Genomic DNA, 13,699 nt, shown 5'->3' on the forward strand with positions numbered 1-13,699 from the left:
CCAGATGGCAGGCCGGCGCATTGCTACCTCAGCGCATCAGCGTAAAGCTCAGCTTCCCTGCTTCACGCAATCCACGAAGTAGGCCTTCTGGCCATCGACCTCTTCCAGCACCAGCCCGTGCACGTCGGTCTCGAAGCCCGGGAAGAGCTTGTTGAACTCGCGCGCGAACTTCAGGTACTGGACGATGATGCGGTTGAAGCGCTCACCCGGGATCAGCAGCGGGATGCCCGGCGGATACGGCGTCAGCAGGATGGCGGTGACGCGGCCCTCCAGCTCGTCCACCGGCACGCGCTCGATCTCGCGGTGCGCCATCATCGCCCAAGCATCCGACGGCTTCATCGCCGGCTCCATGTCCGACAGGTACATCTCGGTGGTCACGCGCGCCACGTCGTTGGCCTTGTAGACGCTGTGCACGGCGTCGCACAGGTCGCGCAGGCCCATGCGCTCGTACTGCGGGTGCTTGCCGACGAACTCGGGCAGCACGCGCCACAGCGGCTGGTTCTGGTCGTAGTCGTCCTTGAACTGCTGCAGCTCGGTCACCAGCGAGTTCCAGCGGCCCTTGGTGATGCCGATGGTGAACATGATGAAGAACGAGTACAGGCCCGTCTTCTCGATGATGATGCCGTGCTCGGCCAGGTACTTGGTGACGATGGCCGCCGGGATGCCGCGCTCGCTGAACTCGCCGTCCACGTCCAGCCCCGGGGTGATGATGGTGGCCTTGATCGGGTCGAGCAGGTTGAAGCCGTCGGCCAGGTCGCCGAAGCCGTGCCAGCGCTCGTTGGCCTTGAGCATCCATTCCTCGCGGTCCGGCATGCCCTCTTCATTCAGCGTATCGGGACCCCAGACCTTGAACCACCAGTCGCCGTTGTGGCCGGCGTCGTACTCGCCCTCCACCTTGCGCATGGCGCGGCGGAAGTCCAGCGCTTCCTGGATGCTTTCTTCCACCAGCGCGGTGCCGCCAGGGGCTTCCATCATCGCCGCGGCCACGTCGCACGAGGCGATGATCGAGTACTGCGGGCTGGTCGAGGTGTGCATCAGGTACGCCTCGTTGAAGCGATAGCGGTCCAGCTTGCGCGTCTCGGAATCCTGCACGAGGATCTGCGAGGCCTGCGACAACCCGGCGAGCAGCTTGTGCGTGGACTGCGTGGCGAACACCAGCGCGTCCTTGCTGCGTGGACGGTCGCGGCCGATCGCGTGCATGTCGTGATAGAACTCGTGGAACGCCGCATGCGGCAACCATGCTTCATCGAAGTGCAGCGTATCGATTTCGGACGCGAGCATCTCCTTGATCTGCTCGGCGTTGTACAGCACGCCGTCATAGGTACCCTGCGTGATGGTCAGGATGCGCGGCTTCTGGTTCCTGGCCTTGCTGGCGAACGGGTGGCTGGCGATCTTCCGGCGGATGGTCTCCGGGTCGAACTCGCTCTTCGGGATCGGGCCGATGATGCCGTAGTGGTTGCGCGTGGGCATCAGGAAGACCGGGATCGCGCCCGTCATCATGATCGCGTGCAGGATCGACTTGTGGCAGTTGCGGTCCACCACGACGATATCGCCGGGCGCCACGTTGGCGTGCCACACCATCTTGTTCGACGTGGACGTGCCATTGGTCACGAAGAACATGTGGTCCGAGTTGAAGATGCGCGCGGCATTGCGCTCGGACGCCGCCACGGGGCCGGTGTGGTCCAGCAGCTGGCCAAGTTCGTCCACCGCGTTGCAGACGTCGGCGCGCAGCATGTTCTCGCCGAAGAACTGGTGGAACACCTGGCCGACCGGGCTCTTCAGGAATGCCACGCCGCCCGAGTGGCCCGGGCAGTGCCACGAGTACGACGAATCCTGCGCGTAGTCGATCAGCGCCTTGAAGAACGGCGGCGCCAGCGAGTCGAGGTAGACCTTGGCTTCGCGGATGATGTGGCGCGCCACGAATTCGGGGGTGTCCTCGAACATGTGGATGAAGCCGTGCAGCTCGCGCAGGATGTCGTTCGGGATATGGCGCGAGGTGCGGGTCTCGCCGTACAGGAAGATCGGCAGGTCGGTGTTGCGGCGGCGAACTTCGTTGACGAACGCGCGCAGCTTTTCGATGGCGGACGCTTCGGGCTGGTCATCGGCGGTCACGAACTCGTCGTCATCGATCGACACGATGAAGGTCGAAGCGCGGCTGGACTGCTGCGCGAACGAGGTCAGGTCGCCGTAGCTGGTCAGGCCCATAACCTCCATGCCTTCTTTCTCGATCGCCTCGGCCAGCGCGCGGATGCCCGAGCCGGAGATGTTCTCGGAGCGGAAGTCTTCGTCAATGATGATGACGGGGAAGCGAAATTTCATCGGGCATCCTTGATGGAAAGCAGGACATAAAGGACTGAGCCACATGGCCGGCAGGGGTTCCCCCGCGACGGCGACATGTGGCTCTCACGTCAGGTGTCGGCGCCCGCGCGTCGATCGCGAGCCGCCCGTTCCGGCAAACGCCGGCATTGTAATGCGCTCAGGTCTTCGGCAGTGTGACACCGTGCTGGCCCTGGTACTTGCCGCCCCGGTCGGCGTACGAGGTCTCGCAGACCTCGTCGCTCTCGAAGAACAGCACCTGGGCGCAACCTTCGCCGGCGTAGATCTTGGCGGGCAGCGGCGTGGTGTTGGAAAACTCCAGCGTCACATAGCCTTCCCACTCGGGCTCGAACGGCGTCACGTTGACGATGATGCCGCAGCGCGCATACGTGCTCTTGCCCAGGCAGATGGTCAGCACGCTGCGCGGAATGCGGAAGTACTCCATCGTGCGCGCCAGCGCAAAGGAGTTGGGCGGGATGATGCAGACGTCACCCTTGAAGTCCACGAAGGACTTCTCGTCGAAGTTCTTCGGGTCGACGATGGTGCTGTTGATATTGGTGAAGATCTTGAATTCGTCGGCGCAGCGGATGTCGTAGCCGTAGCTCGACGTGCCGTACGACACGATCTTGCGCCCGTCAGCCTCCCGCACCTGGCCGGGCGCGAACGGCTCGATCATGCCGTGCTGTTCCGCCATGCGGCGGATCCACTTGTCGGATTTGATGCTCATAGGGTCGGGACGGGTAAACGCTTAGGCAGGGTGCGCCGAATTGTACAACCAATCTGCCCGGGCGCCGGCTCAATTGAAGTGCTGCCTACGCGACCACTTCCTCGGGCAGCCGGTGGTGAAAGCGTTCTTGCCCCGTGTAGAGCAGGAAGTGCTTGCCCGTACACCTGGCGAACAGAGTCAGGTTGACCCGCTGCGCCATCTGGTAGCCCATCTGCGTCACGCCCGAGCGCGACAGCAGGAACGGGATGCCCATCTGCGCGCCCTTGATCACCATTTCGGAGGTCAGGCGGCCGGTGGTGTAGAACACCTTGTCGTCGCCCTGCATGTCCTCCAGCCACATGCGTCCGGCGATCGCATCCACCGCGTTGTGGCGGCCCACGTCCTCCACGAACATCAGCAATTCGCTGCCGCGGAACAGCGCGCAGCCATGCACCGAGCCCGCCTGCTTGTACACCGACTGCTGCAGGCGGATGGTGTCGATGATGCCGTACAAGGTGTCCTGGTCCAGCGTGGCCCCGACTGGCAGCCGGACATTGTCGATTTCGTCGAGCAATGAGCCGAACACCGTGCCCTGCCCGCAGCCTGTGGTGACCACGCGGCGCGCGGTGCGCTCTTCGATGCGGTCGACGCCCGTCCTGGTGGTCACGGCAGCCGATTCGGTCTCCCAGTCCACCTGCACGGCGGCGATGTCCTCGATCGACTCCACCAGCCGCTGGTTGCGCAGGTAGCCGAGCACAAGATGCTCGGGCGCCCCGCCCAGCGTCATCAGCGTGACCAGTTCGCGCCTGTCGAGATAGACCGTCAGCGGGCGCTCCCCGGGAAGGTACGCCGGCCGGGCACGTCCCAGCTCATCGACGACTTCCACTTCTTCGATCAGGGGAACGGCGGCGTGGGTGAGTTCGGGACGCAGGGGCATGGGTGGCGAAGTCGGGGCTGCTCAGGTTTGCCCCACACGCCAGCCTGGCAAGCGATGGGGCCTGGATTACGGCGCCTTTGCAGGCGATTGTACTGCTGCCGAGGCGGCGGGGGCGGCTGGTGCTTCAGGCGGCACGAACGGCCCCGGATCCGCGCAGGCGGCGGTCTGCACAGGGGCGTGAGTTTCCTTGCCGCCGGCCTTCATGTCGCCGTAGTAGCGTGCCGCGATCTTGTCCTGGGACTTGCACAGCTGGAAGGCCGCGACCTTGTCAGCCCAGGCCGACCGCGCCTTCGTCTCCTCGGCCTTGGCCTTCTGCGCGTCGGTCGGCGGCGGCAGCTTGGCCAGCGCGGCCTCGGTGCCGACGATGCCGGCGGCCACGGCAATCAGCATCAGCAAGCGTTTCATGGTCAGTATCCGGTGAAAGAGTGCAATGCCCGTACCTCAGGCCTCGCCGGGACTGCGCCGGCGAGCTGCCTTGGGGTCCGGCGTTGCCGAGCGCTGGACCGGGATCTTGCCGGCCTTGACGTCGTCATACCAGTGCTCGTGATGCTCCTTGGCCCAGGCCTCGTCGACCCAGCCGTCGCGCATGGCACGGTAGGCGCCTTCCATGCCGATGGTGCCCATGTAGATATGGCCGAGCGACATTGCGATCATCAGCACCGCCGCGATGCCATGGATCACGTTGGCGATCTGCATGGTGGCGCGGTAGTAGTCGAGTCCGGGCACGATCATGTCGAGCACCCAGCCGGACGCGGACAGCACCAGGCCGAAGATCACCAGCCCTCCCCAGAACCACATCTTCTCGCCGGCATTGAAGCGGCCGCTCGGCACATGCTTGCCGCTGACCAGGCCGCCCAGGCTGGTCAGCCAGTGGAGGTCATCACGGCTGGGCAGGTTGCTGCGCACGAAGATCACGAAGGCGACGATGATCGACAGTGTGAACACGGGACCCGCCAGGTTATGAATGTTCTTCAGCAGGTAGCTGAGCCAGCCGAACAGCGTATGCCCCATCATCGGCAGCAGGAAATGCTTGCCGAACAGCATGACGATGCCCGATACCGCCAGCAGCACGAACGCGATCGCCATGGTCCAGTGGACGATGCGCTCGAACGGCGTGAAGCGCTCGATCATGCGTCCGGTGCGCGGCTCGCGCAGCGGAATGGTGCCGCGCCAGAAGAAGAAGCCAAGGATCGCCAGCGGCACCACGACCAGCAGCCAGCCGCCCCACACCGTGATCACGCCATTGCGGAACAGGCGCCACTGCTGCCCGGTACGCTGGATCAGCACGCCGGCTTCCTTGGCCGGCAGGCTGCTGTAGTGGGCCTGGTCGGAATTGACCTCGCGCCAGACCGGCGCGTTGTTGCCGGGCTGTGTCAGCGTGCGTTCCTTCTGCGACTGGGCCTCATTGGCGAGGTCGCGGCGCGGCACATTGAAGATGTTCTCCGAGGCAATGCCGGCGAACGGCTGCACGGGATGCGTAGCCGGGTTGTTCGCGTCCGCCGCTTGCGTCGACTGACTGGCTGGAGCGGCCTGCGGCGCCGAGGCCGGCGCCTGCGCGGCGGCGCCGCCGCTTGCGAACGTCAACATGGCCAGCGCGCCTGCGGCAAGCCAGGCACGCCAGTGGCACATATTCTGCGTGGGCCTCATATGCGCTCCCTTCGGGTCACCCCGCCCTGCCTGCGGCGCAGTCATGGCGTGCGGTTGTATTCGTTCTGCAGCTGGTTGCGCTGGCGGATCTGGTTGTCCCAGCTCGTCTTGTCACCGGCCGTCCAGCCCTTGACGACAAACGGGTCGTCCGGTGCGCCCTTGAAGGCGGGCGTGTCCGACTTCTTGTGGGAGGCCGTCGCGGTCTGGGCCTTTTCGCCACAGCCCGCAAGCAGCAAGCCGGCCACGGCCAGCATGGCCGCCATCGGAATGCGCGTCATGATGGTTGCCCTCCGTTCCCGTTGGCCGGCGCCGCCGGGTTGGCCGGTGCTGCTGGCGCGGCAGGCGCCTGCTGCGCGCCCCCCTTGGTCCCGTATGCGGTGCCCCAGCCGAACACATCGCCGCCCTTGCCGCGCTTGATCACGCGATTGCGCAGGATGTCGGCGATCACGTCGCCGTCGCCGCCGAGCAGCGCCTTGGTCGAGCACATTTCCGCGCACAGCGGCAGCTTGCCCTCGGCCAGCCGGTTGCGGCCGTACTTCTCGAATTCGGCCTCGGAGCCGTTCGTCTCGGGGCCGCCCGCGCAGAAGGTGCACTTGTCCATCTTGCCGCGCACGCCGAAGGTGCCCGTGGCCGGGAACTGCGGCGCGCCGAACGGGCAGGCATACGAGCAGTAGCCGCAGCCGATGCAGACATCCTTGTCGTGCAGCACCACGCCGTCCTCGGTGCGGTAGAAGCAGTCGACCGGGCAGACCGCCATGCACGGCGCGTCCGAGCAGTGCATGCAGGCCACGGAGATCGACTTCTCCGCGCCGACCATGCCGTCGTTGATGGTGACCACGCGGCGCCGGTTCACACCCCACGGCACCTCGTGCTCGTTCTTGCAGGCGGTGACGCAGCTGTTGCACTCGATGCAGCGTTCGGCGTCACAGATAAATTTCATGCGTGCCATGGTTTCACCTGCCCTTATGCAAAGCGTTCGATCTGGCAAATCGTGGTCTTGGTTTCCTGCATCATCGTGACCGAGTCATAGCCGTATGTGGTGGCCGTGTTGACAGCCTCGCCGCGCACGATCGGCATCGCACCCTCCGGGTAGTACTCCTTCAGGTCCTTGCCCTGCCACCAGCCCGAGAAGTGGAACGGGATGAAGGCCGTGTCGGGCCCCACGCGCTCTGTCACCAGCGCGCGCACCTTGATGCTGGCACCGGTCGGCGTCTTCACCCAGCAGAAGTCGCCGTTGCGGATGCCACGGTCGGACGCGGCACGCGGGTTGATCTCGACGAAGTTCTCCTGCTGCAACTCGGCCAGCCACGGGTTCGAGCGGGTTTCTTCGCCGCCGCCCTCGTATTCGACCAGCCGGCCCGAGGTCAGGATGATCGGGAACTTCTCGTAGAGCTTGTTCTCGACGTTGCGCTGCTGCACGGTCTTGTACAGCGTGGGCAGGCGCCAGAACGCCATCTTGTCGTCGTGGGTCGGATACTTGGCAACCATGTCGGGCCGCGTGGAGTACAGCGGCTCGCGGTGCTGCGGGATCGGGTCCGGGAAGTTCCACACCACCGCGCGCGCCTTGGCGTTGCCGAACGGGTGGCAGCCATGCACCTTGAGCACCACGCGCTGGATGCCGCCCGAGAGGTCGGTCTTCCAGTTCTTGCCTTCGGCGGCCTTCTTCTCGACATCCGTCAGGTCGTCCCACCAGCCGAGCTTCTTGAGCAGCACGTGGTCGAACTCGGGATAGCCGGTGGTGATCTCCGAGCCAAGCGAACACGACCCGTCCTCGGCCAGCAGGTTGACGCCGTCGCGCTCCACGCCGAAGTTCGCGCGGAAGTTGCCGCCGCCGTCCATCACGTGCTTGCTGGTGTCATACAGGTTGGGCGAGCCCGGGTGCTTGAGTTCCGGGTTGCCGTAGCACGGCCACGGCAGCCCGAAGTAGTCGCCGGTCAGATCGTAGCCGGTCTCGGCATCCTTGCCGCCCTTGCAGCGCAACGTCTTCACGTCGAACATCTGCATATTGCGCATATGGGCCTTCAACCGCTCGGGGGACTGCCCGGTGTAGCCAATGGTCCAGTTGCTGCGGTTGATTTCGCGCAGGATCGATTCCGGCTCCGGCTCCATCCAGGTCCGGCCGGCGCGCTTGACCTCGATCAGCTTGAGGTTCTTGGACAGTTCCTTGCCGAAGCCCAGCTTATCGGCAAAGGCCTGCATGATGGTCTGGTCGGGCATCGACTCGAACAGAGGCTCGATGACCTTCTCGCGCCATTGCAGCGAGCGGTTCGATGCCGTGCACGTGCCCGAGGTCTCGAACTGCGTGCAGGCCGGCAGCAGGTAGACCGCGCGGTTCGGGTTGACCTTGTCGCCCTCGGCCGGCGGCATGTTGGCCATGGCCGCGGTCGCCGACGGATAGGGGTCGACCACCACCAGCAGGTCGAGCTTGTCCAGCGCCTTCTTCATCTCCAGGCCGCGCGTCTGCGAGTTCGGGGCATGGCCCCAGAAGAACACGCCGCGCACATTGTTGTCCTGGTCGATCAGCTCGTTCTTCTCGGTGACGATATCGATCCAGCGCGACACCGTGGTGCCGGACTTCTCCATCATCGCCTGCGAGGCGAACTGCTTCTTGATCCATTCGTAGTCCACGCCCCACACCGCGGCGTAGTGCTTCCACGCGCCGGTGGCCAGGCCGTAGTAGCCCGGCAGCGAGTCCGGGTTGGGGCCCACGTCGGTGGCACCCTGCACGTTGTCATGGCCGCGGAAGATGTTTGCGCCGCCGCCCGACACGCCGATATTGCCCAGCGCCAGCTGCACGATGCACGATGCGCGCACGATGGCATTGCCGATCGTGTGCTGGGTCTGCCCCATGCACCAGACCAGCGTGCTGGGCCGGTTCTTGGCCATGATCTCGGCCACCATCTTCACCTGCGCCTCGGGCACGCCGCAGACTTCCTCCACCTTGTCGGGCGTCCATTTGGCCAGTACTTCCTGCTTGACCTTGTCCATGCCGTAGACGCGGTCGTTCAGGTACTTGGAGTCTTCCCAGCCATTCTGAAAAATGTGGTACAGCACACCGAACAGGAAGGAGATGTCGGTACCCGAGCGGATGCGCACGTAGTGGTCCGCCTTCGCGGCCGTACGCGTATAGCGCGGGTCCACCACGATCACCTTGCAGCCATTCTCCTTGGCATGCAGCAGGTGCAGCATCGACACCGGGTGCGCCTCCGCCGCGTTGGAGCCGATATACAGAGCCGCCTTGGCGTTCTGCATATCGTTGTACGAGTTCGTCATCGCCCCGTAGCCCCAGGTGTTCGCCACGCCCGCCACGGTGGTCGAGTGGCAGATCCGCGCCTGGTGGTCGGTGTTGTTGGTGCCGAAGAACGACACCCATTTGCGCATCAGGTAGGCCTGCTCGTTGCTGTGCTTGGACGAACCGACGAAGAACATCGAATCCGGGCCGGTCTGCTGGCGGATCTCCTTCATCTTCGCGGTGATTTCGTCGAGCGCCTGGTCCCAGCCGATGCGCTGGTATTTGCCATTGACCAGCTTCATCGGGTATTTCAGGCGATATTCGCCGTGGCCGTGCTCGCGCAGCGCGGCGCCCTTGGCGCAGTGCGCGCCCATGTTGATGGGCGAGTCGAACACCGGCTCCTGCCGCACCCATACGCCGTTCTGCACCACGGCATCGACCGCGCAGCCCACCGAGCAATGTCCGCACACGGTGCGCTTCACCACGATGCCGCCCTTGCCTTCCGCGGCCGCGACGGTCTTGTCGTCAGCGGCATCGGCCTTGCGCAGCAGCGTCAGTTGCGAAGCCGCCAGCCCGGCCCCGACACCAATGCCGGAACGCTTGAGGAAGCTGCGCCGGTCCATGGTCGGCATGGCGCCGGCCAGGCCTGCGGCGAGCCGTGTCGAAAGCCGGCCCGTTCCAGCTGTCGCGCTGGCCTGTGCGAGGCCGTCTGCCAGCCGGGTTGATGCGCCCTGCGCCGCGCGTTTGCGGGTCAAGATCATGTCTCACCTCAGCAGAGGAAAGCAGCAATCAGTACATGCCGGACTGGCTGGGCCGAATGCACCGGCCCGCCAGCATGCTCACACCAGCGTGGTCCGGTAGTACTTGCGAATATGTTCAGACACCCGGTAGCCCTTGTTGTCCGACGGCACGTCGGCAGGCTCGGGAATGGCAGCACTCTGGACTGGCGTGGCCGGACTGCGCGCAGTTAGCACCGCTGCGCCGGTGGCGGCAGCGACAACTCCAGCGCCCGCAAGAAACGTGCGGCGCGCGACCCTGGGTTGCTTCTCTTTCATGTGGGCACTCCTCGGTTCGGCACTGGGGTGCCGATGATTCAGCCGTTATGCGTTGTTATGCATATTCTAGGTGCAACCTCGCTGAAAGACCATGCCGATACCGGGTTAATCCCTATTACAGATAGCAATGTACTCAGTGCATTTCGAGTGCCACGGCCTCGACATCCGCAAAGGCCTGCATCAATCCGGCCACGCTGCGATAGAAGCGCGCCTTTGGATGCCCGCTTAATGCATCGCACAATTTCCCGATCCAGGGCTGCAGGTGCCGTGCGTAGAAGCGCTGTTGTTCGCCCAGGTTGGACACGGCGATATCATCCCCCGCCACGAGGAACCGCATCACCTCGCACAGCGTGGCGACGTGGTCCTCGGTCTCGCTGACATCGTCGTGCCTTACCAGCCCATAGCGGGCCAGGTCGTCGCGCAGGACCACCAGCGGGCGCTCGTTCAGGAAGCCGGTGAGGTAATAAGACCCGTACAGGAAGATTTCCTGGCGCCCTACGCCCAGGAACAGTTCACGGTACTCCTCCGCGGCCTCGGTCGCGGTGGTGGTCGATGCCGCATCGCACAACGCATTCCACGCCCGCCCGAGTACCGTGCCCGAATCTCCGTCCGGCGCACGGTTGGCCGCGATGTGATGGAGCAGTGCCGCGTCCGGGGCCCGGTAGAACAGCGTGGCCAGGAGGCCATACAAATCGGCGCGGGCAATGTCTTCGGCATCGTCCGCGGGCATCGCGGCTGTCAGCTGGATCGGCTGGAAATCTGTCATGTCGTGATGTTTATTGTCTGGGCGGGAACGCTTAGCGGAGCGTGGCTCCGCTGATCGCGCCCGGATCGCGCTCCATCATGTCGATCACGCGGCAATCGGGGCACATCTTCAGGCGCTCGGCGGCCGCGCCGGCAAAGGCAGGGTGTCCGGCCAGGCGCACCAGCATCGATTCCACCATCTGCGCGGTGCCGAACGGCTTGGCGCAGCGCACGCAATGGAACGGTTGCGATTCATTGAGCGTAACGGTGTGCCGCGCGGCATCACCTGTCAGCAGGCGCGGGACGAGCGTGATCGCATTCTCCGGGCAGGTCTTCTCGCACAAGCCGCACTGCACGCAGTTGCGCTCGAGGAAGCCAAGCACCGGGCGCTCCGGGTTGTCGCGCAGCGCCTGTGCCGGGCACGCGCCCACGCAAGCCATGCAGAGCGTGCAGGCGGCTGTGTCCACGGCCACCGCCCCGATTGGCGCCGCCGCCGGAAGCGGCACGATGTCGGCCGGAACCGGCGCGTGCCGTACGAAGTGGTCGAGCGCGAACTCGAGCATCTCGCGCTTGGCAGCTACCGCACCGAACGGCGCGGGCGGCAATGCCTGCAGCGCCGGGCGCAGCGCGGCAAGCCCTTGGTCCAGCGACGCCGCGTCGCTTGCCTCGACCAGCGACACGGCATCGCCGTCGTAGCCGAGCCCGGCCAGCAACGAACGGGCGACATCGATCTGCTCGATCAATGCGGCGCGGTACTGCGGCGCTTCGTCGCCAGTCAGCAGCACCGCCACGCGCGCCGCGCCCCAGCACAGCGCCGCAAGCCAGAGTTCCAGCCCGGCGGAAGCAGGATGAAATACCTGCACCGGCATCACATTCGGCCGCACGCCTTGCGCCTGCCCGGCGCGCGCGGCGCGGCCCAGCGCCAGGAGGGCCGGCGTGCCGGACGCTTCCCCGTGCAGCAACACCACGGCATCTCGCCCCCCTGCCGACCGGTAGGCCGACAGCAGCGTGCGCAAGCGCGTGCCCAGCATCTCCGGACCGGGATAGGCGTAGCTGATCGCGCCGCTCGGGCAGACCGTGGTACACGCACCGCAGCCCATGCAGAGATTGGGCGTGACCTCGATGCGGCCCTTGCCGTCATGCCACTGCGAATGGATGGCCTGCGTCGAGCAGATGTCGATACATGCGGTACAGCCGGTGGTCTGGTTGCGGCCGTGGGCGCACAGGCTTTCCTTGTAGCGGAAGAACTTGGGTTTCTCGAACTCGCCGACGAGCTGCGTCAGGGCCAGTGCCTGTTGCTGCTGGCGCAGCGCATCCGCGCCGGCATGCAGGTAGCCTTGCGGCGGCTGGTGCATGGTGAAGGCCGGCGCGTCATTGAGATCGAAGACGAGGTCGAAGCGGGCCTCGGTGATCGCCGGCGGCCGCTCGAAATCAATCGCGGCGGCGGCGCCGCATGCCCGCACGCAATCACGGTGCGCGCGGCAGCGGTCCAGGTCGATCTGGTAGCTGAAGTCGATCGCCTGTTCCGGGCAGGCTTCGATGCAGGCATTGCAGCGCGTGCAGAGGTCAAGATCGATAGGATTGCTGTGGCCTGCGCCAGTCTCCCAAGCGGCCGCAAACGCGCCGAGCCAGCCCGTCAGCGTTTGCAGCGTGCCGCTGTGGACGGGGTAGGCCCGCGCTGCCGGCACAATGCCTGATTGCAAGCGGGCACCAGGCGCGGTGCCGGCCGTCAGCAGCACGGTGACTTCGAGCGACATGGCCGCGAGACGCTCGGCCCACGGCAAGGCGCGGTCGGCTGGGCCCATCACGAGCACGGCGCCTTCGGAGCGGTAGTCCACCACCGGCACGGGATCCGGCTCGGGCAAGGCGGCCACGGCCAGCAAGGCGGCGATCTTTGCGTTGGCGGTCTTGGGATCGCGCTTCGCGCCCTGGGACCAGCCCCCGGTCTCGCGGATATTCACGAAGCGCACGGGTGCGGCCACCACGGCACGGCCATGCGTGCCAGACGCGGCCTGGGCCGCCACCTCCGTAAACAGGTGCCGCTCCTGCGTGCAGGCGACGATCACGTCATCGGTGCCGTCGAGCGCGGCGGTGAAATCGCCGATCTCCCTGCGGCACAGCAGCCGGTGGACCTTCAGCGGCTCACCGCTGGCCCGGGACAGCGCCGCCCCGTCAAGCGGCATGGTGTCATTGCAATTGCAGATCAGCGTCGGCATGGCGAATGCGGCTGACCGGCCCGGATGCCCTTCTTGCCCACTGCGTCCGAGAAAACGCGTCCGGGCGGCTGTGCCTCGAGGTCGCAGGCTAGGCGCAAAGCGCAGCAATAGCGGGCTATTGCGAGCATTTGCAACGACGCATGCGGCTTCGAGGTGCGGCCGAACGGGTGCGTTTTCGACAGAGCAGTGGGCTAGTGAGGGTCTGCAGGCCGGGAATTGTGGGAGCCCTATTGTAGGCCCGGCGTAATTGCGCAGCTACGCGTGTTTGTCCGGGTCCGGGGCGATCACTTCGACAGGTGGCGCGGGGACTCCGGCATCATCCGGTTCCTGCTGTGGCAAGGCCGCGGCGGTCTCCGCTACGGGCCCCGGCAATGCCGCGGAATCCACCGCTTCCGGCGCTTCCGGCGTTTCCTCGTCATCGAACAGCCCCAGCGCCTCGGACTGCCGCAGGCGCCGCAGCACGTCCGGCGGAATCGGGTCCGGCTTGCCGTAGTCGTCGATATAGGTGTCGAGGCCGTCCATGACATTGAAGTGCGGATCGGCAAACAAGGTCTTGAGCGCGGCCCGCTTGACGCCCTCGTCCACGCCGCGCGCGACAAAGCGCGCGATGTTGTCGCCGGGTCGCAGCAGCGCCACATCCGCCATGGTCGGCAGGTCGGCCGGCGCTTCGCTGGGCGTGGTGGGCGTGGTGGGTGCCTGCGCGACGGCTGCGGGCAGCGGCTCGGGCTGAACTGGTTCGGTCACCGCTTCGGCAAGCGGCGGCTCGTCCGGCACGGAAGCGCCCTCCCGCACCGCGGCCTTGCGGCGCGACCAGCGTGACAGGAAGGACGATTCGCTCATGGCCGG

The 13,699-nt window shown here is 65.7% G+C and carries 12 protein-coding genes; all 12 read right to left on the minus strand.

Annotation, left to right across the window (positions count from 1 at the left end):
* Positions 1-48: 48 nt before the first annotated feature.
* The 12 genes from KHO22_RS02695 to KHO22_RS02750 all read right to left on the minus strand — a co-directional run bounded on the left by KHO22_RS02695 (position 49) and on the right by KHO22_RS02750 (position 13,693).
* Positions 49-2,319 carry an arginine/lysine/ornithine decarboxylase gene (locus tag KHO22_RS02695; protein WP_211945563.1) on the minus strand — a complete coding sequence of 757 codons (2,271 nt, stop codon included), beginning with the start codon at positions 2,317-2,319 and terminating at the stop codon, positions 49-51.
* Between the two features lie 157 nt (positions 2,320-2,476).
* Positions 2,477-3,043 (minus strand): dCTP deaminase, encoded by a 567-nt coding sequence (dcd, locus tag KHO22_RS02700; RefSeq protein WP_211945564.1) that lies wholly within the window; start codon positions 3,041-3,043, stop codon positions 2,477-2,479.
* 85 nt (positions 3,044-3,128) lie between these two features.
* Positions 3,129-3,959: a formate dehydrogenase accessory sulfurtransferase FdhD gene (locus KHO22_RS02705; RefSeq protein WP_211945565.1), complete on the minus strand. Its 831-nt coding sequence runs from the start codon at positions 3,957-3,959 to the stop codon at positions 3,129-3,131.
* Between the two features lie 66 nt (positions 3,960-4,025).
* On the minus strand, positions 4,026-4,364 hold the full coding sequence (locus KHO22_RS02710) for a hypothetical protein (RefSeq protein ID WP_211945566.1): 339 nt from the start codon (positions 4,362-4,364) through the stop codon (positions 4,026-4,028).
* 36 nt (positions 4,365-4,400) lie between these two features.
* A complete protein-coding gene (locus KHO22_RS02715; RefSeq protein WP_211945567.1) occupies positions 4,401-5,606 on the minus strand; it encodes a formate dehydrogenase subunit gamma in 1,206 nt (401 codons plus the stop codon).
* Positions 5,607-5,647: 41 nt separating this feature from the next.
* Entirely contained in the window at positions 5,648-5,884 is a 237-nt protein-coding gene (locus KHO22_RS02720) for a hypothetical protein (RefSeq protein WP_211945568.1), read from the minus strand.
* Complete coding sequence (gene fdh3B, locus KHO22_RS02725; protein WP_211945569.1) at positions 5,881-6,555, minus strand: formate dehydrogenase FDH3 subunit beta; 675 nt, start codon at positions 6,553-6,555, stop codon at positions 5,881-5,883. Before fdh3B ends, KHO22_RS02720 begins: the two co-directional genes overlap by 4 nt.
* Before the next feature lie 14 nt (positions 6,556-6,569).
* Complete coding sequence (locus KHO22_RS02730) at positions 6,570-9,599, minus strand: molybdopterin-dependent oxidoreductase (protein ID WP_211945570.1); 3,030 nt, start codon at positions 9,597-9,599, stop codon at positions 6,570-6,572.
* A 78-nt stretch (positions 9,600-9,677) separates the two neighbouring features.
* A complete protein-coding gene (locus KHO22_RS02735; RefSeq protein WP_211945571.1) occupies positions 9,678-9,893 on the minus strand; it encodes a formate dehydrogenase in 216 nt (71 codons plus the stop codon).
* A 133-nt stretch (positions 9,894-10,026) separates the two neighbouring features.
* Positions 10,027-10,659, minus strand: coding sequence for a TorD/DmsD family molecular chaperone (locus KHO22_RS02740; protein WP_211945572.1), 633 nt, complete (start codon positions 10,657-10,659; stop codon positions 10,027-10,029).
* 31 nt (positions 10,660-10,690) lie between these two features.
* Positions 10,691-12,853, minus strand: a complete 2,163-nt coding sequence (locus tag KHO22_RS02745) for a 4Fe-4S dicluster domain-containing protein (RefSeq protein WP_211945573.1) — start codon at positions 12,851-12,853, stop codon at positions 10,691-10,693.
* 255 nt (positions 12,854-13,108) lie between these two features.
* On the minus strand, positions 13,109-13,693 hold the full coding sequence (locus KHO22_RS02750) for a DUF3306 domain-containing protein (RefSeq protein ID WP_211945574.1): 585 nt from the start codon (positions 13,691-13,693) through the stop codon (positions 13,109-13,111).
* Positions 13,694-13,699: the final 6 nt, after the last annotated feature.

The sequence above is a fragment of the Cupriavidus yeoncheonensis genome, from assembly GCF_905397275.1.
In the GTDB taxonomy this organism is placed as follows: domain Bacteria; phylum Pseudomonadota; class Gammaproteobacteria; order Burkholderiales; family Burkholderiaceae; genus Cupriavidus; species Cupriavidus yeoncheonensis.

Bases quoted from the DNA above. Each gene is read 5' to 3' on its own strand.
- KHO22_RS02720 (WP_211945568.1), bottom strand. From the start codon at position 5,884: ATGACGCGCATTCCGATGGCGGCCATGCTGGCCGTGGCCGGCTTGCTG.
- KHO22_RS02740 (WP_211945572.1), bottom strand. From the start codon at position 10,659: ATGACAGATTTCCAGCCGATCCAGCTGACAGCCGCGATGCCCGCGGAC.
- KHO22_RS02745 (WP_211945573.1), bottom strand. From the start codon at position 12,853: ATGCCGACGCTGATCTGCAATTGCAATGACACCATGCCGCTTGACGGG.
- fdh3B (WP_211945569.1), bottom strand. From the start codon at position 6,555: ATGGCACGCATGAAATTTATCTGTGACGCCGAACGCTGCATCGAGTGC.
- KHO22_RS02750 (WP_211945574.1), bottom strand. From the start codon at position 13,693: ATGAGCGAATCGTCCTTCCTGTCACGCTGGTCGCGCCGCAAGGCCGCG.
- KHO22_RS02710 (WP_211945566.1), bottom strand. From the start codon at position 4,364: ATGAAACGCTTGCTGATGCTGATTGCCGTGGCCGCCGGCATCGTCGGC.
- KHO22_RS02695 (WP_211945563.1), bottom strand. From the start codon at position 2,319: ATGAAATTTCGCTTCCCCGTCATCATCATTGACGAAGACTTCCGCTCC.
- KHO22_RS02705 (WP_211945565.1), bottom strand. From the start codon at position 3,959: ATGCCCCTGCGTCCCGAACTCACCCACGCCGCCGTTCCCCTGATCGAA.
- KHO22_RS02735 (WP_211945571.1), bottom strand. From the start codon at position 9,893: ATGAAAGAGAAGCAACCCAGGGTCGCGCGCCGCACGTTTCTTGCGGGC.
- KHO22_RS02715 (WP_211945567.1), bottom strand. From the start codon at position 5,606: ATGAGGCCCACGCAGAATATGTGCCACTGGCGTGCCTGGCTTGCCGCA.
- KHO22_RS02730 (WP_211945570.1), bottom strand. From the start codon at position 9,599: ATGATCTTGACCCGCAAACGCGCGGCGCAGGGCGCATCAACCCGGCTG.
- dcd (WP_211945564.1), bottom strand. From the start codon at position 3,043: ATGAGCATCAAATCCGACAAGTGGATCCGCCGCATGGCGGAACAGCAC.